General features: G+C 71.3%; 18 protein-coding genes. 6 read left to right on the top strand and 12 right to left on the bottom strand.

Features of this window, described 5'->3' with window-relative positions; all coding sequences use genetic code 11:
• Nucleotides 1–29: 29 nt before the first annotated feature.
• Both FB388_RS08445 and FB388_RS08440 read right to left on the bottom strand, forming a co-directional pair.
• Nucleotides 30–1,253 carry a cytochrome P450 gene (locus FB388_RS08445; protein ID WP_142099131.1) on the bottom strand — a complete coding sequence of 408 codons (1,224 nt, stop codon included), beginning with the start codon at nt 1,251–1,253 and terminating at the stop codon, nt 30–32.
• An 897-nt stretch (nt 1,254–2,150) separates the two neighbouring features.
• Nucleotides 2,151–2,585, bottom strand: a complete 435-nt coding sequence (locus FB388_RS08440; protein WP_142099129.1) for a hypothetical protein — start codon at nt 2,583–2,585, stop codon at nt 2,151–2,153.
• Nucleotides 2,586–2,840: 255 nt separating this feature from the next.
• Here FB388_RS08440 and FB388_RS08435 point away from each other — a divergent pair, with 255 nt between their 5' ends.
• Nucleotides 2,841–3,497, top strand: coding sequence for a peroxiredoxin (locus tag FB388_RS08435; protein ID WP_142099127.1), 657 nt, complete (start codon nt 2,841–2,843; stop codon nt 3,495–3,497).
• Nucleotides 3,498–3,552: 55 nt separating this feature from the next.
• On the opposite strand, the gene FB388_RS08430 is transcribed toward FB388_RS08435, so the two are convergent.
• On the bottom strand, nt 3,553–4,839 hold the full coding sequence (locus tag FB388_RS08430; protein WP_246121751.1) for an MFS transporter: 1,287 nt from the start codon (nt 4,837–4,839) through the stop codon (nt 3,553–3,555).
• On the bottom strand, nt 4,836–6,212 hold the full coding sequence (locus FB388_RS08425; protein WP_142099125.1) for an MBL fold metallo-hydrolase: 1,377 nt from the start codon (nt 6,210–6,212) through the stop codon (nt 4,836–4,838). The genes FB388_RS08430 and FB388_RS08425 overlap by 4 nt, the downstream gene beginning before the upstream one ends.
• 81 nt (nt 6,213–6,293) lie before the next feature.
• Between FB388_RS08425 and FB388_RS08420 the strand changes: the two genes are divergently transcribed.
• A complete protein-coding gene (locus FB388_RS08420; RefSeq protein WP_142099123.1) occupies nt 6,294–6,965 on the top strand; it encodes an ArsR/SmtB family transcription factor in 672 nt (223 codons plus the stop codon).
• Between the two features lie 24 nt (nt 6,966–6,989).
• On the opposite strand, the gene FB388_RS08415 is transcribed toward FB388_RS08420, so the two are convergent.
• From FB388_RS08415 to FB388_RS08405, 3 genes are read right to left on the bottom strand one after another with little or no spacing between them, the layout of a single operon-like run.
• The gene (locus FB388_RS08415) at nt 6,990–8,342 is read right to left on the bottom strand and encodes an NAD(P)/FAD-dependent oxidoreductase (RefSeq protein WP_211361823.1); all 1,353 of its coding nucleotides are present in this window, start codon (nt 8,340–8,342) and stop codon (nt 6,990–6,992) included.
• Nucleotides 8,327–9,745, bottom strand: coding sequence for an aspartate aminotransferase family protein (locus tag FB388_RS08410; RefSeq protein WP_142099121.1), 1,419 nt, complete (start codon nt 9,743–9,745; stop codon nt 8,327–8,329). The genes FB388_RS08415 and FB388_RS08410 overlap by 16 nt, the downstream gene beginning before the upstream one ends.
• Nucleotides 9,742–10,215: an Lrp/AsnC family transcriptional regulator gene (locus tag FB388_RS08405; protein WP_246121749.1), complete on the bottom strand. Its 474-nt coding sequence runs from the start codon at nt 10,213–10,215 to the stop codon at nt 9,742–9,744. The genes FB388_RS08410 and FB388_RS08405 overlap by 4 nt, the downstream gene beginning before the upstream one ends.
• A 150-nt stretch (nt 10,216–10,365) precedes the next feature.
• Here FB388_RS08405 and FB388_RS08400 point away from each other — a divergent pair, with 150 nt between their 5' ends.
• The gene (locus FB388_RS08400) at nt 10,366–11,808 is read left to right on the top strand and encodes a gamma-aminobutyraldehyde dehydrogenase (RefSeq protein ID WP_142099118.1); all 1,443 of its coding nucleotides are present in this window, start codon (nt 10,366–10,368) and stop codon (nt 11,806–11,808) included.
• A gap of 48 nt (nt 11,809–11,856) precedes the next feature.
• On the top strand, nt 11,857–13,485 hold the full coding sequence (locus tag FB388_RS08395) for an APC family permease (RefSeq protein ID WP_142099116.1): 1,629 nt from the start codon (nt 11,857–11,859) through the stop codon (nt 13,483–13,485).
• A 61-nt stretch (nt 13,486–13,546) separates the two neighbouring features.
• Here the strand turns inward: FB388_RS08395 and FB388_RS08390 are convergent, their stop codons facing one another.
• Nucleotides 13,547–13,963 (bottom strand): RidA family protein, encoded by a 417-nt coding sequence (locus FB388_RS08390; RefSeq protein ID WP_142099114.1) that lies wholly within the window; start codon nt 13,961–13,963, stop codon nt 13,547–13,549.
• Nucleotides 13,964–14,093: 130 nt separating this feature from the next.
• Here FB388_RS08390 and FB388_RS08385 point away from each other — a divergent pair, with 130 nt between their 5' ends.
• A complete protein-coding gene (locus tag FB388_RS08385; protein WP_170225528.1) occupies nt 14,094–15,998 on the top strand; it encodes an ATP-binding protein in 1,905 nt (634 codons plus the stop codon).
• A 12-nt stretch (nt 15,999–16,010) separates the two neighbouring features.
• Here the strand turns inward: FB388_RS08385 and FB388_RS08380 are convergent, their stop codons facing one another.
• The 3 genes from FB388_RS08380 to FB388_RS08370 all read right to left on the bottom strand — a co-directional run bounded on the left by FB388_RS08380 (nt 16,011) and on the right by FB388_RS08370 (nt 19,565).
• On the bottom strand, nt 16,011–17,684 hold the full coding sequence (locus tag FB388_RS08380; RefSeq protein ID WP_142102762.1) for a ribonuclease J: 1,674 nt from the start codon (nt 17,682–17,684) through the stop codon (nt 16,011–16,013).
• A 196-nt stretch (nt 17,685–17,880) separates the two neighbouring features.
• Entirely contained in the window at nt 17,881–18,870 is a 990-nt protein-coding gene (dapA, locus tag FB388_RS08375; protein WP_142099110.1) for a 4-hydroxy-tetrahydrodipicolinate synthase, read from the bottom strand.
• Nucleotides 18,871–18,941: 71 nt separating this feature from the next.
• Nucleotides 18,942–19,565 carry a TIGR03085 family metal-binding protein gene (locus tag FB388_RS08370; RefSeq protein ID WP_142099108.1) on the bottom strand — a complete coding sequence of 208 codons (624 nt, stop codon included), beginning with the start codon at nt 19,563–19,565 and terminating at the stop codon, nt 18,942–18,944.
• Nucleotides 19,566–19,710: 145 nt separating this feature from the next.
• Here FB388_RS08370 and FB388_RS08365 point away from each other — a divergent pair, with 145 nt between their 5' ends.
• Nucleotides 19,711–20,724, top strand: a complete 1,014-nt coding sequence (locus FB388_RS08365; RefSeq protein ID WP_142099106.1) for a Bug family tripartite tricarboxylate transporter substrate binding protein — start codon at nt 19,711–19,713, stop codon at nt 20,722–20,724.
• 12 nt (nt 20,725–20,736) lie between these two features.
• Here the strand turns inward: FB388_RS08365 and FB388_RS08360 are convergent, their stop codons facing one another.
• Nucleotides 20,737–22,191: an MFS transporter gene (locus FB388_RS08360; protein WP_142099104.1), complete on the bottom strand. Its 1,455-nt coding sequence runs from the start codon at nt 22,189–22,191 to the stop codon at nt 20,737–20,739.
• Nucleotides 22,192–22,235: the final 44 nt, after the last annotated feature.

The following is a 22,235-nucleotide window of genomic DNA, read 5'->3' as shown; positions in this document are numbered from 1 at the left end:
CGCGTTCTGCGCGGCCATCGCGTGAGCGGTCAGATGTCCCAGGTGACCGGCAGGCTCTTCACCCCGTGGATGTCCGCGGTCTCCGGGCGCAGGCCGACCTCGTCGGCCGGCACGGCCAGCCGAAGCGTGGGGAAACGGTTGACCAGCGCGGGGAACGCGACGCGCATCTCGACGCGGGCCAGCTGCTGACCGAGGCACTGGTGGATTCCGTGGCCGAAGGCCAGGTGCCCGCCGGCCCGCCTGCCGAGGTCGAGCACGTGGGGATCGGGGAAGCGCTCGGCGTCCCGGTTGGCGGTGCTGTACGACAGGATCAGCGCCGTACCGGCCTCGATGGTCTGGCCGCCGAGCTCGACGTCCTCCAAGGCCGTCCTCATGAACGTCTTGGCGACGCTCAGATACCGCAGCAGCTCCTCCACGGCCTGGTCGGCGAGCGCGGGGTCGGCACGCAGCCCGGCCAGCTGATCCGGGTTGCGCAGCAGCGCGAAGGTGCCGAGGGCCAGCATGTTCGCGGTGGTGTCGAGCCCGGCCGCCAGCAGGATCAGGCTCATCCCCTGCAGCTCCTCATCCGTCAGGTCGCTGTCGGTGAGGTCGCTGAGCACGTCGTCGGTGGGGTTCGCGCGCTTGGCGGCCACCAGCTCCGCGAGGTACTGCTGGGTCGCGGTGTAGGCCGCGAACAAGTCCTCGTCGCTCGTCTCGCCGTTCATGAACGACACGACCTGCTCCTGGAAGGCACCGCGGTCCTCGTAGGGCACCCCGAGCAGCTCGCAGATCATGATCGCGGGGATGGGCGTTGCGAACGCGGTCACCAGGTCCGTCGGGGGCCCGGCCTCCTCCATGGCGTCCAGGTGGTCGGCGGTGATCTGCTCGACGCGCTCGGTGAGCTGCCGCATCCGGCGCACGGTGAACTTGCCAACCAGCGGCTTCCGGTAGCGCCCGTGCTGCGGCTCGTCCATGAGGAGGAACTCGCCGGGCGCCGCCGGCGGGACCTCCACGCCGCTGTAGTCGATGAGCGGGTGGTGGAGCATCAGCTCCTTGCGCGAGCTGAACCGCGTGTCGGCCAGCACCGCCCGGACCAGGTCGTATCCCGTGACCAGCCAGCCCTGATGCCCGTCCGGGAAGGAGTAGCGGCTGATGGGGCCGTGGCGGTGGGCGTCGAGCAGCTCGGCCGGCGGGTCGAAGGGGCAGCCGGGCCGACGCGCCGTCGGCAGCGTCGTGACGGTGTGGAGGGGTTCGACGGGAGAGGCCGGATTCATGTGAGCCACACTGGCACCAAAGTGATGCCGCGTCAAGAGGGCGTGGCATCAGGGGCGTGCTCGAATGGCACCACAATGCTGCCGGGTCGCCGCCACGTTGTACTCGCGCCCCATCGAGGCCCAACCTCCACCGGACCTTCGGTGGGTACCGCGCGTCATCCGGGGCGCCGCCACCAGGCCTTCGGTGGCGCCACGCTCGCTCAGGCCCAACCTCCACCAGGCCTTCGGTGGCGCCGCGCATCATGCGGGGCCGCCCCTCACGCCTCAAGGGCGCTGCGCGTCGCTGCCGCGATCGCTGGCGCGACCCTTGACCCGCGAGCCTCTGCGACCCCTCCGGGCCCGCTTCGCGGGCAGGCCACAGGCCTGCCCCTTCGGCGCGCGGCGCCACCGAAGGCCGGCCTCACCACCATGATCAAGGCTTCGGTGCAAAACCGGCGAAAACAAGCCGGGAACGCGCCGAACCGCCGATCATGAGGCGGGAGCGAGGTCGCGGGTCAGGCTGATCGGCGCGAGGAGCACACCATGGTCGCCGGGGAGGCCGTCGTGTACTGCTCGGGCTAATCCGCAAGGTTCACACACCCCTTCTCCGCCCACGCTGCCCGTCGACCGGCAGCGTGGACCGACAAGAGGTGCGCGAGCCCAACCAGATGCACGACGACAAGAAGATGCCCGACACCGGCCGCCTGGCGGCGCCGCGCACCGAGAGGGCAGGCCCTTGGGCCTGCCCGCAAAGCTTGCCCTCAAGGGGCCGCAGAGGCTCGCAGGTCAAGGGGCGCGAAGCGCTCGCGGAGCGACGCGCAGCGCCCTTGAGCTGTGAGGGGCGGCCCCGCACAATGCGCGACGCCGCCAGGAGGCCCCGCGATGACCGCCAATTACCAACCTGATGGCCGAGTGCAGCTAGCTGCGGTCGGGCTCGTCGTCGTCCGAACCCGCGCGACGGATGTCGTCGGCGACGAGCTCCTTGAATGGGTGCAGGCGTTCGTAGAGCTCCTCCGGCGGCACCGCCTCCTGCGGCTCGCGGGTGCCGATGATCCAGGGAGCCGCCTCGACCGCGGTGTCCCATGCCGACTCGTCGGCCGGCTGGGCCTCTCGGGGGCGCTCGGACTCGCTCGCCGGCTCCGGTGCGGGGGCGATCGCGTCGAGGTAGACGTTGCGGAAACCGCGACGCTCCTCCTCGTGGAACTGGATGTGGGCGCGCTTCCCCCGGAACCGCATCGCCTCGCGACCGATGCGCTCGCGGAACGTCGTGTACTCGTTGTCCTCGTCGTCGCGCAGGACGAACCGGGTCGTCCCGGACCGACCCGACAGCTCCTCGACCTCGCGAACGCGCACCTCGCGATCCACGCCGCCGGGATACCCACTCGCCCATCCGACGAACGGCCCATTCGTCGGCACTCCAGAGATGATCCCGCCGCTCCTGACACCCGCCGCCGACGCCGCCTTTTGCGCCGAGCGTGGTGCCGGATGGACGCAGACACACGCACGAGGCAGGAGGAGGATTCGCGGCCCACGTGGACGGCGTCGCACACCGACCGCCGTCCCGCGGACCACAGCAGAGGATCGACCATCCGGGCGAGGAGGACAGACATGGCACTGCAGATCGGCGACACAGCACCAGACTTCGAGGCTGAGACCACGAATGGCAGGCTGCGCTTCCACGACTGGGTCGGTCAGTCGTGGGCTGTGTTGTTCTCGCACCCGCGCGACTTCACCCCGGTCTGCACGACCGAGCTGGGCTACATGGCCAAGATCAAGCCGGAATTCGACCGGCGCGATGTGAAGATCATCGGGCTCTCGGTCGACCCTGTGGACAACCACGCGAAGTGGGCCAGCGATATCGCCGAGACCCAGGGCCACGCGCCCAACTACCCGGTGATCGGCGATTCCGACTTCTCGGTCTCGAAGCTGTACGGGATGCTGCCTCCCGAGACCTCCGGAGACCCGACCCAGCGCACCCCGGCTCAGAACCAGACCGTTCGCAACGTTTTCGTCGTCGGCCCGGACAAGAAGATCAAGCTCATCCTGGTGTACCCGATGACCACCGGCCGCAACTTCGACGAGGTGCTCCGGGTCATCGACTCGCTGCAGCTGACCGCCAAGCACCGAGTCGCGACACCGGTGAACTGGCAACAGGGCCAGGACGTCATCATCGCGGGATCCGTCTCCGATGACGAAGCCAGGAAGATCTGGCCGCAGGGCTGGGACGCCCCGCGTCCCTACATACGCCTCGTGCCCCAGCCGTAACCGGGAACGGGGCAGGCCGGTTCGCAAGGCCGGGATGACTCATTGGAGGCCCTCGTCACCGACCTCGCGGACTCGCCGCCCTTCCTGGATGGGTTTCGTACATGCGGACGGCTACGACGAGCGCGGAGGCGGCGGTGATGGCGGCGGCGACCCAGACCGCGGTGCGCAGGCCCCACAGATCAGCGACGATCCCGCCCATGAGTGCACCCACGGCGTAGCCGGCGTCGCGCCAGACCCGGTAGACCCCCACGGCGCGGCCCCGCCACGCGGGGTGGGCGACATCGCCGATCACGGCCAGTAGGACCGGGTAGACCATGGCCGTGCCGGCGCCCAGCAGCGCAGCAGCTGCCGCCCACGCCGCGAATGTGTCGGCGACCGCGATGACGGCGAGTGCGGTCGACTGGGTGAGCATGCCTGCGGTGATGAGGTGCCTGCGCCCCCATCGGTCGGACAGTCCGCCGGTGACCAGCTGCCCGATCCCCCAGACGGCCGGGTAGAGGGCGAACAGGACACCGATCCGGTCCACCGGCAGGCCTGCGGTGGCGAACAGCAGTGGGAACAGCCCCCAGGACAGTCCGAAGTTGAGGTTGTTGACCAGCCCGGCCTGGCTCGCGGAGGAAAGCGCCGGCTCCCGGAAACTGACGTGGCTGACGATCTGCCGGTTGCTAAGGTCGGCATGCAGGTGGTCGTAGCGCCCGACATGTCCGGCGGCTTCCAGCCGGGCGTGGTCCCGGGTCTCCCGCACCAGCAGACCGGAGAGGCCCAGCCCGAGTACGGCGTAGGACAGGCCGAGCAGGAACGGGGCCGGCCGCAGCCCGTAGCGCGCCGCGAGGTAGCCGGCGACCAGCGAGGTCACGGCGACCGCGCCATACCCGGCCGCCTCGTTCAGCCCCATGGCCAGGCCGCGCTGCTTCGGCCCGACCAGGTCGATCTTCATGATCACGGTGGTGGACCAGGTCAGGCCCTGGTTGAGGCCGAGCAGCACGTTCGCCGCCACCACCCAGCCCCAGGTGGGCGCCCAAATCAGCATCAGCGGCACCGGCACCGCGATCAGCCATCCGACGATCAGCACCGGCTTGCGTCCCACCCGGTCCGACCAGGTGCCGGCGAAGTAGTTCGCGGTGGCCTTGGTCAGGCCGAAGGCGATCACGTAGGTGAACAGATAGGTGTAGCCGGTCAGGCCGAACTCCCGCTCGGCCAGCAGCGGCAGCACCGTCTGTTCCTGCCCGACCATCCCGCCGACCAGGGCGTTGACCGCGACGAGCAGGCCGAACTGGGCAAGGTTCGCGCGCAGCCCCAGTGCGATGGGCGCACCGTTCTCGGCGGGCCCGGGGCTCCTCACTCCACCTGCAGCTTTTCGCGAGTGGCCATAGCCCAGTCGTCGGGGCCGCCCGCCAACACCGCGAGGTCGTGGTGCCCGGCCCGCTCGAGGAGGCTGGCCGCACCCATCGCCCGCGGCCCGCGCGCGCACATCACGACCGTCGGCTCGTCCGGGAGGTGGGTCGCCACCGCTGCGAGCGAGCCGAGCTCGACGTGCACGGCGCCGGGCAGGTGCCCCGCGGCGAACTCGGCGCGCTGCCGGACGTCGAGCACCCGGCGCCCACCATCGATCTCCGCAGGGCCGACCAGGCGGGTGCCGGCCGTCGGACAGCCGGTCCCGGCCCACGCGTCGAAACCGCCTTCCAGCTCACCGACGAGCCGGTCGACGCCGATGTTCAACGCCTGCCACACCAGCTCGGCGACGTCCTGATCGGGATCGCGCACCACCACGATCGGAGCGTCGGGCGGGACCAGCCAGCCCAACCAGGTCGCGAACTGCGCCCGCAGGGGGATCGACAGCGACCCCGGGATGTGCGCGCAGGCGAAGTCGGGCACGGGTCGGGCATCCACCACGACCGCCCCGTCCCGGCCCATGCCCCGCACAGCCGATGCCGGCAGCTGCGGGAGCCGCGCGGCGACCGCGGGGTCGAGCACCGCCGGTCCTCTCCGGTTCGCCTCGGCCAGGCGCAGGAAATAGGGCGGGTAGCTGCCCAGCGAGGCGAGCAGCCGCTCCACGAACCGATCCTCGTCCTCGATGCCCAGCAGCGCGTTCGTGCGCAGCTCCCGGCCGATCGTCGACGTCCGGTCCACGCCAGGTGGCGCGGAGCAGAACGAGCCCGCCCCATGGGTCGGCCACACCGCCGTGTCGGCGGGCAGCGCGGACAGCCTGCGCAATGACGCGAACTGGGCGCGGGCCAGCTCCTCGGCGCGCTCGGGGCCGAGGAGATCAGTACGCGCCGCGGAGCCCACGATGAGCGACCCGCCGGTGAACACCCCGGCTGGTTGCTCCCCGTCGCGCAACAGGTACGACAGATGCTCGTCGGTGTGCCCGGGCGTGGCCAGCGCCATCAAGCTCAACCCGCCGAGGTCGACCTCGTCACCCTCGCCCACGCCGCGGTGTTCGAACCAGCGTCGACCGGCAGCCGAGGCCAGGATCGTCGCGCCGTCGTCGTGCGCCAGCTGCACCGCCCCGGACAGGAAGTCCCCGTGCAGATGGGTGTCCGCGACGAACCGGATCCGCAGGCCGGCCTTCCCCACGGCTCGCCGCACCGCCCGCAGATCCCGCGGCGGGTCGACCACCAGCGCCGAGCCGTCTCCGAGGTCGACCAGGTAGCAGGAGTTGCCGAGGCCTTCGTCCACGACTGCTGTCAGCTCGACGTCCCGGGCATCGCTCATGCCGTGCCTCCCGCGTGCGCGTGGGCTGGCGTTCTCACAGTCGAACTGATTCACTATTCCATGAAGTACTGGAGGATGTCGATGGGTGATGTGGTGCTCAAGGCGGAGCTGTTCGAGCAGCTGGCGCGGGTGGGCAAGGCGCTCGGCAGCGGCAAGCGGCTGGAGCTGCTCGACCTGCTCAGCCAGGGCCCGCGCAGCGTCGCCGACCTGGCTGCCACCGCCGGCCTCGGGTTGACCACCGCATCGATGCACCTCAAGGCGCTTCGGGAAGCCGGGCTCGTGGCCACCACCCGGGAGCGCACCACGATCCGCTACCGGCTCGCCGGGAACGACGTCGCCGTCCTGTTCGCGCAGCTGCGGACGGTAGCTGCGACGCATCTGGCCGAGGTCGTCGCGGCACGCGCCCGCTACCTGGGCACCCAGGACGGCGACGACACCGAGCAGATCGGCCGCGAGGAGCTGCTGCGCCGGGTCGAGGCCGGCGAGGCGATCGTGCTCGACGTGCGTCCCGTCCCGGAGTTCGCCACGGGGCACATCCCGGGAGCGATCTCCATCCCCCTCGAGGAGCTACCCGACCGGCTCTCCGAGCTTCCGGCAGACGTCGAGGTCGTGGCGTACTGCCGCGGGGCCTACTGCGTGCTCGCCCACGACGCGGTCCGGCTGCTCACCGCCCACGGACGGCGCTCCGTCCGCCTGGCGGAGGGCATGCTCGAATGGCGCCTGGCTGACCAGCCCGTGACTGCCGCGTCCTGATCCACGCCCGAACAGCGACGTGTCTCAGCCGCCGAGGAACCGTGCGAGCGAGGCGGCCACCACGCTCCGCCGCCCGGTGAGCCGCTCCTCCCCGTCCGCGAGCGTCATGAGCCGCAGTCCGGCGTTGACCAGCAGCCACCGCAGCGGCTCCGGCTCCCACCGCCGCGAGCGGTGCCCGACCCACGGCAGCGCGGCGATCGGGTCGTCGCGGCCGAGGATCAGCGCGGCGAGGGTGCGGCCGGCGAGGTTCGACGTGGCGACGCCGTCACCCACGTACCCACCGCCCCAGCCGAGGCCGTCCGGCCCGAACCCGACGCCGGCGTGCCAGTCGCGCGGGATGCCGAGCGGGCCGCCCCAGGCATGGGTGAAGTCGTCGGGCCGCAGCGCCGGGAACAGCTCGGTGAGGGCGGCGCGCAGGCCGCCGAACACCCGCTCGTCACGGTCGAAGGACGGGTGGATCCGGGACCGGAAGTGGTACGGCGCGCCGCGCCCCCCGAAGACGAGCCGGTCGTCCGCGGTGCGCTGGCCGTAGACCACGAGGTGGCGGTGGTCGCTGAAGGTCTGCCCGCCGGCGAGGCCCGCCGAGGACCAGAACGACTCCGGCAGCGGCCGGGTGGCGACGATCAGCGAGTACACCGGCACCACGGAGCGCGGGGCGAGCGCCGCGCTCCACGCCTCGGTGGCCCGGACGACGGCGCGAGCGCGCACCACTCCCCGATCGGTCACGACCTCCCGGGGCCGGATCGCGAGCGCGGTGGTGCCCTCCGCGATCCGCCCGCCGCGCCGCTCGACGGCCCGCGCGAGCCCGCGGGCGAGCCGCGCCGGCTGCACGCGGGCGCAGTCGGGCGTGTACGTCGCTCCGAGCACCCCCGCGGCCCCCACCAGGGCCGACGCCTCCCGCGGGCCGAGCATCTCGACCCGGTCGGGCCCGTCGGACGCCTCCGCGCGAGCCCGGGCGAGCTGCGCGGGCGTGCGGGCGAGCACGACGGTGCCGCCCTTCACCCAGTCGCAGGCGATGCCCTCCTCCTCGACCGCCGTGCCGACCTCGTCCACCGCGGCGCGCATCGCCGACCGCATCGCATCCGCGGCGGCGGGGCCGTGCCGGCGGGCCAGTGCGGCCCGCCCGGCCGGGAAGAGCGCCGAGCACCAGCCGCCGTTGCGCCCGCTTGCGCCGAACCCGGCGATCTCCCGCTCGACGACGAGCACGCGCAGCGCCGGGTCGCCGCGCAACAGCGCGTACGCCGTCCAGAGACCGGTGTAGCCGGCGCCGACGATGCAGACGTCCGCCTCGGCGTCACCCTCCAGCGCCGGCCGTGGGGCGAGCAGGTCGCCGTCCCCCACGACCTGCTGGTGCCACAGGCTCAGAGTTTCGACCACGCCTCGGTGAGCACCCCCCGCAGGATCTGCTCGATCCGGTCGAACTCGGCGGGTCCGGCGACGAGCGGCGGCGAGAGCTGGACGACGGGGTCGCCGCGGTCGTCGGCGCGGCAGTACAGCCCGGCGTCGAACAGCGCCTTGGACAGGAAGCCGCGCAGCAGCCGCTCGGCCTCCTCTGCGCTGAACGTCTCCTTGGTGGCCTTGTCCTTGACCAGCTCGATGCCGAAGAAGAAGCCCTCGCCGCGGACGTCGCCGACGATGGGCAGGTCGAGCAGCTTCTCCAGGGTCGCCCGGAACACCGGCGACTGCTCGCGCACGTGCTCGTTGAGCCCCTCGCGCTCGAAGATGTCGAGGTTGGCCATCGCGACGGCCGCGGAGACCGGGTGGCCGCCGAACGTGTACCCGTGCAGGAACGACGCCGTGCCGGAGCGGAACGGCTCGAACAGCCGCTCGCTCGCGATCATCGCGCCGATCGGCGAGTAGCCGGACGTCATGCCCTTGGCGCAGGTGATGATGTCCGGGACGTATCCGAAGGTGTCGCAGGCGAACATGTTCCCGATCCGGCCGAACGCGCAGATCACCTCGTCGGAGACGAGCAGCACGTCGTGCTCGTCGCAGATCTGGCGCAGCCGCTCGAAGTACCCGGGTGGGGGCGGGAAGCAGCCACCGGCGTTCTGCACCGGCTCGACGAACACGGCCGCGACGCTGTCGGCGCCCTCGGCGAGGATCGCCTCCTCCACCTGGTCGGCCGCCCACCGGCCGAACGCCTTCAGGTCGCCGCCCAGGTACTCCGGCGCGCGGTAGGCGTTGGTGTTGGGCACCTTGAACGACCCGGGCACGAGCGGCTCGTACGGGATCCGCAGATCCGGCACCCCGGTGATCGAGAGCGCCCCCTGGGGCGTGCCGTGGTAGGCGATCGCCCGGCTGATCACCTTGTGCTTGGTGGGCTTGCCGGTGAGCTTGAAGTACTGCTTGGCGAGCTTCCACGCGCTCTCCACGGCCTCACCGCCGCCGGTGGTGAAGAAGACGCGGTTCAGATCGCCGGGTGCGTAGTGCGCGAGGCGCTCCGCGAGGTCGATCGCCGCCGGGTGCGCGTAGGACCAGATCGGGAAGTAGGCCAGGTCGGCGGCCTGGCGGGCCGCGGTCTCGGCCAGCTCGCGGCGGCCGTGCCCGGCCTGCACGACGAAGAGCCCGGCGAGGCCGTCGAGGTACTCGCGCCCGTCGGCGTCCCACACGCGGCAGCCCTCGCCGCGCACCATGATCGGCACGCGTCCGCCGTCCTCGTAGGTGGAGTGGCGGGTGAAGTGCATCCACAGGTGGTCCCGCGCGGCGTCGGCGTGGTCGGTGCCCCGCGGGGTGTGCGATGCGGTGGGGACGGTGGCGGTCTCGGGCGCTGTGCTCATCTCGTACCCCAGTTGTAGTGCTGCTTGCGCAGCTTCATGTAGACGAACGTCTCGGTGCTGCGTACGCCGGGCAGTGCCCGGATCCGCCGCCCGACGAGCTCCAGCAGGTGCTCGTCGTCCTCGCACACCGCTTCGACCAGCACGTCGAAGCTGCCGGCGGTGATCACGACGTAGTCGACCTCCGGCATCTCGGCCAGTGCATCGGCCAGGTCGACGACGTCGCCGTCGGACTTGATCCCGACCATGGCCTGCCGCCGGAAGCCCAGCTGCAGCGGGTCGGTGACGGCGACGATCTGGATGACACCCGCCTCCTGCAGCCGCGCCACCCGCTGCCGCACGGCGGCCTCGGACAGCCCGACCGCACGGGCGATTGTGGCGTAGGGCCGCCTGCCGTCCTCCTGGAGCTGCTCCACGATCGCCTTGCCGACGTCGTCGAGCAGTCCGTGAACCGGCTCCGAGGCGAGGGACACGCAGCACAGAGTAGGCGAGCGCAACGAGATCCGTCGACTGAACCGGGTTTGCAACACGGAATTCATCGCAGCCAGCGGTTACAGGGCTCGAAATCCGTAGAACGGACGGCTAGAGTGCCCCAGGTCACCCGGTCGAGCGAGGAGCGAGCGATGGACAAGCTGCACCTGCGGAACTTCGTCGACGGGGAGTGGCACGACTCCGCCGACGGGCGCAGCAGCGATGTCGTCGACCCGGTGACCGGAGAGGTGTATGCGAGCGCCCCGCTGTCCGGCGAGGCCGACGTGGACGCGGCCTACGGTGCCGCGGCACGGGCGTTCGAGACGTGGCGTGACACCACGCCCGCTGAGCGGCAGCGCCTCCTCCTGAAGCTCGCCGACGCGATCGAGGGGCGCGCCGGGGAGTTCGTGACGACCGAGAGCCGCAACACGGGCAAACCTCTCGGTCTCACGGCGGAGGAGGAGCTGCCGCCCTGTGTGGACCAGCTCCGCTTCTTCGCGGGCGCCGCGCGCGTGCTGGAGGGCCGCGCCGCCGGGGAGTACATGGCCGGGCACACGTCGTTCGTGCGGCGCGAGCCGATCGGCGTCGTCGGGCAGGTGACGCCCTGGAACTACCCGCTGATGATGGCCGTCTGGAAGATCGCCCCCGCGCTGGCGGCCGGCAACACGGTGGTGCTCAAGCCCTCGGACACCACGCCGGCCTCCACGCTGCTGCTCGCCGAGGTGGCCGCCGAGTTCCTGCCGCCCGGCGTGCTCAACGTGATCTGCGGCGACCGCGACACCGGCCGCGCGCTGGTGTCCCACCCCGTGCCGCAGCTGGTGGCGATCACGGGCTCGGTGCGGGCCGGGATGGAGGTGGCCGAGGCCGCGAGCCACGACGTCAAGCGGGTGCACCTCGAGCTGGGCGGCAAGGCGCCGGTGATCGTGTACGACGACGCCGACATCGAGGCGGCCGCGCAGACCATCGCCGAGGCCGGCTACTTCAACGCAGGCCAGGACTGCACCGCCGCCACCCGCGTGCTGGTCGCGGCGTCCGTGCACGACGACCTCGTGGCCGCGCTCACCGAGCAGGCCCGGACGACGCGCACCGGCAGGCCCGACGACGAGGACGTGCTCTTCGGCCCGCTCAACAACCGCACCCAGCTCGACCGCGTCACCGGGCTGCTCGGCAGGCTTCCCGACCACGCGACCGTGACCACCGGCGGCACCCGTCCAGGCGGCGACCTCTCCGGCGGTTTCTTCCTGGAGCCCGCCGTCGTCGCCGACCTGCGCCAGGACGACGAGGTGATCCAGAACGAGATCTTCGGCCCGGTGATCACGGTGCAGCGCTACGCCGACGAGGAGGAGGCGATCCGCCTCGCCAACGGCGTGCGCTACGGCCTCGCCTCGAGCGTGTGGACGCGCGACTTCGGCCGGGCCATGCGCACCAGCCGCCGCCTCGACTTCGGCTGCGTCTGGATCAACACCCACATCCCGCTGGTCGCGGAGATGCCGCACGGCGGCTTCAAGCACTCCGGCTACGGCAAGGACCTGTCGGTCTACGGATTCGAGGACTACACGCGCGTCAAGCACGTCATGGCGAACATCGACTCCTGAGCGCAGCTTGCGGAGCGAACCAACGGCACTGACCCGGCGGAGGCCGACATGACCGAGGTGATCAGTCGACCCGGCGGCACCGCGCCCGGCGACAAGGGACTCAAGGGCGGCGCGCTCGGGCTGCTGTCGAGCGTGGTGATCGGCCTGGCGTCCACGGCGCCCGCCTACAGCCTCGCGGCCAGCCTCGGCGCGCTCGTGCTGCTGGCCGGGGAGAAGGCGCCGGCGATCCTGCTGCTCGCGTTCGTGCCGATGTACCTGATCGCGGTGGCCTACCGGGAGCTCAACCGGGCCGAGCCCGACTGCGGCACCACCTTCACGTGGGCGGGTCGTGCGTTCGGGCCGTGGATGGGTTGGCTGGGTGGCTGGGGGATCATCGCAGCCGACGTGATCGTCATGGCGAACCTGGCGCAGGTGGCAGGCCAGTACTCGTTCCTGCTGGTGGGGGCGGACGCGCTGGCGGAGAGCACGCTGTGGACCACGGTGGCCGGCGTCGTCTGGATCCTGGTCATGACCTACATCTGCTACCGGGGCATCGAGATCTCGGCGCGGCTGCAGTTCGCCCTGCTGGGGATCGAGCTCGTGGTGCTGGCGATCTTCGCCGTCACCGCGCTCGTGCGCGTCTACGCCGGCGACGCCCCCGAGGGCTCGATGATGCCGAGCCTCGGCTGGCTGTGGCCCGGCGGGCTCGAGATCCCCGACCTGGTCGACGCCGTGCTCATCGCCGTGTTCCTGTACTGGGGCTGGGACACCGCCGTCGCCGTCAACGAGGAGAGCGACGAGCCGGGGAGCACGCCCGGTAAGGCCGCGGTGCTCTCCACGCTGCTGCTGCTCGTCACCTACGTCCTGGTCGCGGTGGCCGCCGTGGCGTTCGCGGGCACGGGCACCGAGGGCATCGGGCTCGGCAACGAGGAGAACTCCGACGACGTGTTCGCCGCGATGGGCTCAGCGGTGTTCGGCGAGGAGGGCTTCGGGCGCGCCTTCGTGGTGCTGCTGATCATCTCGGTACTGACGTCGTCGGCGGCGTCCACGCAGACCACGATCCTGCCGACGGCACGCGCGGCGCTGTCGATGGGCGCCTACCGGGCGATCCCGCGGAAGTTCGCCGACATCCACCCGCGCTACCTCACCCCGACCTGGGCCACGTGGGGCATGGGCATCGCGTCGGTCGTGTTCTACGTGGGCCTCACGCTGGTCAGTGAGAACGTGCTGGCCGACTCGATCTCCGCCACCGGCCTGCTGATCGCCTTCTACTACGGCCTCACCGGCTTCGCCTGCGTGTGGTTCTACCGCAGGGAGCTGCGCGGGCGCAGCCTGTGGACCAAGGGTGTGCTGCCGGGGCTGGGCGGGTTGATGCTGCTGGTCGCGTTCGTGCTGTCGAGCATCGACTACGCGTCCGCCGATGCCGGGTCCACCACCGTGTTCGGCATCGGCGGGGTCTTCGTGATCGGGATCGGGGCCATCGTGGTGGGTGCGGTGCTGATGCTGGTGTACAGCCGGATCGCGCCGGCGTTCTTCCGGGGCGAGACGCTGCGGCCGGGCACGTCGGACCTGCTGCTGCACGACGAGCGCGGCGGCCCGCACTTCGGGCTGCCCGACTCCGAGGAGAGCACGGTGATCGCCCCGGACCGGTCGAACCTGCCGCCCGGGCAGGAGCCGGACGAGCCGAAGCGCCCCTGAGTCGTGCCTCGGATCGACCACACGTGCCCGTGATCGGTCCGAGGCACTCACCACCGCGTGGTCAAGGGCGCCGGAACCGGTCGTGCGGCACCACCGCGACGGGCACCAGCTCCACGCGCAGCTCGGGTACGACGAGCCCGGCGACCTGGATGAGGATGCTCGCCGGCGCGGTGCCAGCTGTGAAGTACCGCGAGCGGACCCGCTGGATGGCAGGTAGGTCGGCGCGGTCGAGGAAGTAGATCGTCATCGACACGATGTCATCGAGCACGCCGCCGACCTCGGTGAGCACCGTCCGGACGTTGCGGATGCACTGCTCCATCTGCGCCTCGACGTCGTCGATCCCCACGACCTGGTCGTGCTCGTCCCAGGCGACCTGACCCGTGACGTGCACGACCTCGCCTGCGCCTTGGATCACGCCCTGGGAGAACGCCCGGCCGTTCGGTTGCCAGATCCCGGGCGGGTTGAAGCCGTCAGCCATGGGATCACGATCACAGCGCGGCGGGCCGACCGCAACGCATTACGGCGGGTCGGCGAGCACCCAGGAGTACTCTCGCTGCTCCGTCGTGCGTCGGCACGGAGCAAGTGGATCACAACGGGGCGAGGTGGCCGTGTCGTCTCCCGATTTCCGGCTGATATTCGAGTCCGCACCGGGATGTTTCCTCGTACTGGATCCCGACTTCACGATCGTGGCCGTGAGCGACGCCTATGCCCAGTCCACGATGACCGAGCGGGATTTGATCGTCGGCCAGAACGTCTTCACGATTTTTCCGGACAATCCCGACGACTCAGGCGCCGAGGGCGTGCAGAACCTGCGGGCGTCGCTGGAGCGCGTGCGCCGGGACCGCACCACCGACGTGATGCCCGTGCAGAAGTACGACATCCGCGACTCCGACGGCGACTTCGAGGAGCGGTTCTGGAGCCCCACCAACGTGCCGGTAGTGGGCTCGGACGGGGTGTTGCGGTTCATCATCCACCGCGTCGAGGACGTCACCGACCACCTGCGCCTGCAGCGTTCCGACGAGGCGCAGCAGCGGGAGGTGGTCGCACAGTCGTCGGCGGCGGCGCGGGCGAGCCGCGAGCTCAAGGTGGCCAACGCGGAACTGGCCGAGCTCAATCGGCGACTGACCGAGCTCGACACGCTGAAGAACCGGTTCTTCGCGAACGTGAGCCACGAGCTGCGCACCCCGCTCACGCTGATTCTCGCGCCGGTGGAGAAGCTGCTGGCGGAGGTCCCTGCCGACGATTCGCGCAACTGGCTGCTCGACGTGGTGGATCGCAACGCGCGATTGCTGCTCCAACAGGTCAATGATCTGCTCGACGCGTCGCGGCTCGAGTCCGGCCAGGTCGATGTCGAATACGCCGAGCTGGACCTCACCGAGCAGGTCCGGCAGGCCGCCGGGTTCTTCGAGTCCCGTGCGGTCGACCTGGGAATCGAGCTCCGGGTGCAGACCGACTCGCAGATGCGGGCCGAGACCGATGCCGAGCACCTGAACCGGATTCTGCTGAACGTCCTGTCCAACGCGTTCAAGGTGACGCCGGAGGGTGGCGTCGTGCGCTGTTCCGTCCAGCGCGAACCGGGCGCCGAACGGGCAGTGATCGAGGTCGCGGACAGCGGTCCGGGGATCCCGGCCGACCAGCGCGAGGTGATCTTCGAACGCTTCCGGCAGCTCGACGGCGGACCCACCCGCGAGGTGCCCGGCACCGGCCTCGGGCTGTCGATCGTGCGCGATCTCGTCGACCTGCTGCACGGCGAGGTCGGCGTCGATGCGGCACCGGAGGGCGGGGCGCTGTTCCGGATCGCCTTGCCCGTGGCCGCACCCGCCGGCGCCCCGGTCGGCCAGGAGCCCGCCGTCGAACGGGCGGTGGAGCGGGAGCGCCAGGCGACAACCGATCGGCCCGACCAGGTCGCAACGCGGTCCGACGACCCGACCCGTCCGCTGGTCCTCGTGATCGAAGACAACCGCGACCTGAACGAGCTGGTCTGCCGCACGTTGGCGGAGCAGTACCGCGTGCACGCCGCCTTCGACGGGGAGACCGGCCTTGCGGAGGCCCGCGAGCTGGAACCGCGGCTGGTCGTGTGCGACGTGATGATGCCCAAGCTCAGCGGCGAGGACCTGATCCGGACGCTGCGCGCCGAGGGTGCCGGCTCGGTTCCGGTGCTGGTGATGAGCGCGCGGGCCGAGGAGGGCGCCCGCGTGGCCATGCTGCAGGCAGGCGCCAACGACTACCTCGCCAAGCCGTTCTCGCTCACGGAGCTCCGGGTGCGCACCGACAACCTGATCAACTCGTCCCTGCTCGCCGAGCGGCTGCACGTCGCCCAGCTCTCGGCCGACCGCGAACGCATCGCCACCGACCTGCACGAGCGCGTGATCGGCACGCTGTTCGACCTCAGCCTCCAGCTCGGCGGCGTGCGTGACCTGGCCGCCGGGAGGGTGCAGGAGCGGATCGACGCGACGATGTCCCGTGTGGACTCCGTGATCCGCGAGATCCGGGCGACGATCTTCGAGGCCTGAGCCCCGCTCGGGTCAGATCGCGATCACCGTGGGCACGATCATCGGGCGACGGCGGTAGGTCTCCCCCACCCACTTGCCCACCACGCGCCGCACCGCCTGCGCGATGCGGTGGGTGTCGGTGATGCCTTCCGACTCGGTGCGGGACAGCTCGTCCTCCACCAGCGGCAGCACGGCGTCCAGGGCCTTCGGGTCGTCGGAGAACCCGCGCCCGGACAGCTTGGGCGCGGACACCGCCCGGCCGGTGTTCGCGTCGACCGCGACCGAGATCGAGATGAAGCCGCCCTCGCCGAGCACCAGCCGGTCGGCGAGGGTGCTCTCACCGATGTCGCCGACCTCGAGGCCGTCGACGTACACCCGGCCCACCTCGACCCGCCCGGTGATCGACGCCCGGCCGTCCACCAGGTCGACCACGACGCCGTCCTCGGCGAGCACCACCGCGTCCTCCGGCACCCCGGTCTGGACGGCCAGGCGCCCGTTGGAACGCAGGTGCCGCCACTCGCCGTGCACCGGCATGACGTTGCTCGGCCGCACCGCGTTGTAGAGGAACAGCAGCTCGCCTGCCGGGGAGTGCCCCGACACGTGCACCTTGGCGGTGCCCTGGTGCACAACGGTGGCCCCGAGCCTGGTGAGGCCGTTGATCACGCCGAACACGGCCGTCTCGTTGCCCGGGATCAGCGAGCTGGCCAAGATGATCGTGTCCTCGGACCGGATCCGCACCGAGCGGTGCTCGCCGCGGGCCATCCGCGCGAGCGCCGACAGCGGCTCCCCCTGCGATCCGGTGGAGACGATCACGAGCTCCGCGTCGGGGAGCTCCATCGCCTCGTCCAGGTCGACGAGCAGCCCGTCCGGGACGTGCAGCAGGCCCAGCTCGGCCGCGAGGCCCATGTTGCGCTCCATCGAGCGGCCGACCAGGCAGACCCGGCGCCCGTGCACCACGGCGGCGTCGAGCACCTGCTGCACGCGGTGCACGTGGCTCGCGAAGCAGGCGACGATGATCCGGGCGTCGGCGCGGTGGAACACCCCGTCGAGCACCGGGCCGATCTCGCGCTCGGAGATCACGAACCCCGGGACGTCCGCGTTGGTGGAGTCGACCAGGAACAGGTCCACCCCCTCGTCACCGAGCCGGGAGAAGCCGGCCAGGTCGGTGAGGCGGCCGTCGAGCGGCAGCTGGTCGAGCTTGATGTCGCCGGTGTGCAGCACCAGCCCGGCCGGGGTGCGGATCGCGACGGCGAGCGCGTCCGGGATCGAGTGGTTCACCGCGAAGTACTCGCAGTCGAACGCACCGTGGTGCAGCCGCTCCCCCTCCTTCACCTCGAGCAGGTGCGGGGTGAGGCGGTGCTCCTTGCACTTGGCCGCCACCAGGGCGAGCGTGAACCGCGACCCGACGACCGTCAGGTCCGGCCGCTGGCGCAGCAGGAACGGCACGGCGCCGATGTGGTCCTCGTGCCCGTGCGTGAGCACGAGCGCGTCGATGTCGTCGAGCCGGTCCTCGATGGCGCGGAAGTCCGGCAGGATCAGGTCCACCCCCGGCGAGTCCTCGGACGGGAACAGCACGCCGCAGTCCACGACGAGCAGCCGACCGCCGTACTCGAACACGGTCATGTTCCGGCCGATCTCACCGATGCCGCCGAGCGCCACCACGCGCAGACCGCCCTCCGGGAGCGACGGCGGAGGGTTGGACGGCAGCTCCGCCCGGTTGACCTCCTCGGGTGGGGCCTCGACCGGACGGGAGCGGTCGCGCCGGGGCGGCCGGGAGCGACGGTCGGACCGGGTGCGGTCGGACCGTGCGGGTGGACGGCTCAAACTCGTTTCCTCGCAGTACGGCTAGGCGCGGGCGAACCCGCGCGGGTTCAATGCTGTCGCTCAGCTCCGCGGGCTGCGCTCAGTGGTAGGCCACCTCGGCGCCCAGGTCGGCGTCGGCTCGGGCGCCGAGCGCGCCCTGGCCCTGTTGCTCGGGGCGCTGGTTGCCGGTGGCGAGCGCGATCCCGGCGGCGTGCAGGTCGCCCTCGATCGCGGCCACCTGCTCCTCCGTGGCGGGCGGCAGCGGCAACCGGGGGTCGCCGACGTCGATCCCGCGCAGCCGCATCGCGCTCTTCGCGAAGAGCACCCCACCGACCCGGCCCATCGCGCGGATCACCGGGATCGTGGCGTAGTGCAGGTTGCGGGCGCGGTCGACGTCACCGGCCTCGTAGGCGTCGAGCATCTCCCGCAGCCGGTTGGCCACCACGTGCCCGATCACGCTGACGAACCCGACCGCGCCGACCGACAGCCACGGCAGGTTCACCGGGTCGTCGCCCGAGTAGTAGGCGAGCGTGGTGGTGGCGAGCACCTCGGTGCCGACGCGCAGGTCGTTGCGGGCGTCCTTGACCGCCACGATCCGCGGGTGCTCGGACAGCCGCTGCAGCGTCTCCACCTCGATGGGGATCACGCTGCGCGGCGGGATGTCGTAGAGCATCACCGGCAGGTTCGTGGCGTCGGCGATCGCCGTGAAGTGCTGCACGAGACCGGACTGCGGCGGCCGCGAGTAGTACGGCGTGACCAGCAGCAGCCCGTGGGCACCCGCCTTCTCCGCCTCCCGCGAGAGGTGGATGCTGTGAGCGGTGTCGTAGGTGCCTGCGCCCGCCACCACGGTGGCCCGGTCGCCGACGGCGCTCACCACCGCCCGGATCAGCTCCGACTTCTCCTCGTCGCTGGTGGTGGGCCCCTCGCCGGTGGTGCCGTTGACGACCAGCCCGTCGTTGCCGAGCTCGACGAGGTGGGTGGCCAGCTCCTCGCTTCTGGCGAGATCCAGCCGGCCGTCCGCGTCGAAGGGCGTGACCATCGCAGTCAGCACGCGGCCGAACGGGCGGCCCGGCATGGCGGTGGGGCTCATGGGTTGACGGTACCCCTCGCGCGTCGGCAGCTCTCGCCCCGCGCCGCACCCGGGGTGTCGAACCGCACGCGTCACACCCCGCGCGGCGAGCCCCTCAGGGCCTCGACATCGGCCGGGTCTCCCTGCAGCTCGACGCGGACGGCGTCGCGGCCGAACGCGAACAGGACGAGCTCACCCGGCTCGCCGACCACGGTGACGGCGCCGGGCCCGGTCTTCACCACGTGCCGCTCCCCCGACGGGCGCGCCAGCACCACCCCCACCGGGCTGCGGCGCAGCAGCAGGCCCAACCGCCGCGCTCCCGCCCAGAGCGCCGTGTCGCGTTCCTCGTCGGGCCCGCGGGGTTCCCACCCGGGCTCGCCGCGCCGGACGTCCTCGTGGTGGACGAAGAACTCGTTGGCGTTCGCGGCCGCGTCGATGCGCTCGAGCCGCGCCGGGGACCACGACTGCGGGCCGCCGCGGAACAGCGCCACGGCCTCCGTCCACTCCATCTCGCGGTAGCCGTCCATCGCCCGCTCGGTGACGGACGCCAGCGCGGGGATGAGGATCCCCGCCGCCGCGTGGAGCTGCCGCTCCCGGACGAGGAGGTGGGCCAGCAGGTCCCGCGTGGTCCAGCCCGCGCAGAGCGTGGGGCGGTCGGGGCCCGCGCGGAGCAACTCGTCGCTGAGCTCGGCACGCTCCCGGCTCGCAAGGCTCATGATCTGAACTGTACTCACGAGTTAGCGATGCTCGTGAGGTATCATTCCATGCCCGATTTGGCTTGGACAGGCATGGAATCGCCCTCCTACGCTTCACGCCCACAGCAGCCGACCCGCCGTGGCCGATGGATCGAAGGAGATCGTGGTGGCCCCAACCAGGTACGCCCGCCGGACCGCGCTCGTCGGCGCAGGTGCCGCGCTCGTCCTCTCCCTCGCCGCCTGCGGCGGCAACCTGGGAGGCGGCGGCAATGGCGGCGACCCGTCCGCCGACGCGTTCCCCAGCGGCCCCATCAGCGTCAGCGTGGGCCAGGCTCCCGGCGGCAGCACGGACCTGATCGCGCGAGCGCTGGCCAACGTCGTCACCGAGGACCTCGGCGTACCGGTGCCGGTGGTGAACACGCCCGGCGCGAACGGGGCATTGGCCGCCAAGGAGCTCGCCGCCAAGACGCCCGACGGCCAGAACCTCATGGTCATCAACGCCTCGCTCGTGGCGATCACGCCGCTCGCCGTGCCCGACGACGAGGCCGTCGACATCGAGAACTACGAGGTCGTCACCGGCATCTCGCAGGACGACTTCATCCTCGTGGCCAACCCGGCGACCGGCTTCCGCACCGTGCAGGACATCGTGAACGCCGGCCGGCCCATCAGCTACGGCACCACCGGCGTGGGCACCGGGAGCCAGCTCTCCCAGGCCCTGCTGTTCTCGCAGGCGGGCATCCAGGGCAACGCGGTGCCGTTCGACGGTGCATCCGACGCCATGACCGCCCTGCTCGGCGGCCAGATCGACGTGGCGGGCGTGCAGCTCGGCGACGCCAAGACCCACCTCGGCTCGGTCACGCCGATCGTCGTGTTCTCGAAGGAGCGCAGCCAGTACTTCCCCGACGTCCCCACCGCGGTCGAGGCGGGGTTCGACTCCACGGTGTCGCAGTACCGGGCGGTCGTCGCCCCCAAGGGCACCCCGGCCCCGGTGCTCGACCGGCTGCGGACGGCCTTCACCGCGGCGTTCCAGGCCCAGGAGTACAAGGACTTCAATGCCCAGCGGCTGCTAGCTCCGTACGAGGTGGACGGCGCGCAGGTGGTGTCGGAGTGGACCGCGGCCCGCGACCGGTACCAGGCGTTGATCGACCAGTACGGCATCCCGTTCGGCGACAAGGGCTGACCGGGAACGGCTCTACCGGCGCGTCCCGCCCCAGGGGATCAGCAACGCCGCCAACCAGCCGATGATCGCGAAGCCACCGACGATCACGAGCGCGGAGAAGTACTGGCCGCCACCCGGTACGGCGCCGGCCACCAGCGAGCCGGCGATCGCCACACCGAGCGACGAACCCAGGTTCGAGACGCTGCGCGACACGCCGGAGATGTCGCCCTGGACGCTCTCCGGCCACACCGACTGCACGAGGTTGACCGACGCGGTGAGCATGATCCCGACGCCGATGCCCATGAGGAACAGGCCCGGGACGTAGCTCCAGACGCTGGGAGCCGTCCCGCCGAGCAGGAGCAACAGGCCCAGGCCGAGGGTCGTGACGAAGAAGCCGAACCGGATCAGCCGGCGCTGGCTGTGCCGGCGGGCCATGCGCGGAGCAGCCCCCGACGACAGCAGGAGGCCGATCGTCGCGGGCACCAGCACCAGCCCGGTCTCGATCGCCGAGAAGCCGCGGACCTGCTGGAGGAATACCGAGATCACGAAGAAGGAGCCCTGCAGGACCAGCCACTGGAGGTTCTGGGTCACCAGGCCCAGGTTCGACGTGAGGTTCGTGAACAGCCTGACCGACACGAGCGGGGCGCGGCCGTTCCGCTCCCGCGCCCACGCGAAGTAGACGAACGCGGCCAGGATCACCACTCCGATACCCACGTAGAGCCACACGGGTGAGATCCCGCCCTGGGGGATGACCACGGTGTCGCCGATCGCGTAGTCCTGCGTGGCCGCACCCCATCCGTAGACCCCGCTCTGCAGCACCCCGAACACCACGAAGAACAGACCCAGCGCCGAGAGGACGGCGCCACCCCAGTCGAATGCGGGCCGCTGCTGGGGCAACGGCGGATCGGCGATGACGCGACCCAGCCAGGTGATCGTCACGACGATCAGCACCTGCAGGAGGAACGACGCGCGCCAGCTGATGTAGCTGGTGATGAGCCCGCCGATGAGCGGCCCCGCCGCGGCGCCGATCCCGGCGGCCCCGCTCACGACGCCGAAGTACCGGGCACGGGTGGTGGTGTCGTCGAACAGCGTGGTGATGAGGATGTAGATCGGCGGGATCAGCAACGCCGAACCCACCCCCTGCAGCAGGGAGTAGCCGACCACGAGCAGGGGCAGCCCCGGCGCGAGCGCCGCGAGCAACGCGCCCGCTCCGTAGATGATGAGCCCGACCTGGAAGCAGAACTTGCGGCCCCAGATGTCGGTCAGCTTGCTGCCCGGGATCATCAGGGCCGCCATCGTCAGTGTGAACAGGGTGATGGTGGTCTGGATCCCGGTCACCGAGGTGCCGAGGTCCGTGGCGATCGACGTGATCGCGACGTTCATGTTGGAGGCGGCGTAGCTGGCCACGAACTGCGCCAGCGCCAGCGGCAGTACCGCTGCCCTCGCCGCCGCCAGGGCTGCACCTTCGCTGCCTGTGGTGCTGGGCATGGCCTGATGGTGGAGCGGGCGCCGCCCGGCGTCCTCACCCGCCG

Origin of the sequence: Pseudonocardia cypriaca (assembly GCF_006717045.1) — a bacterium.
GTDB lineage: Bacteria > Actinomycetota > Actinomycetes > Mycobacteriales > Pseudonocardiaceae > Pseudonocardia > Pseudonocardia cypriaca.
The sequence above is the reverse complement of the archived record's forward strand: the minus strand, read 5'-3'. Positions and strand labels throughout refer to the sequence as shown.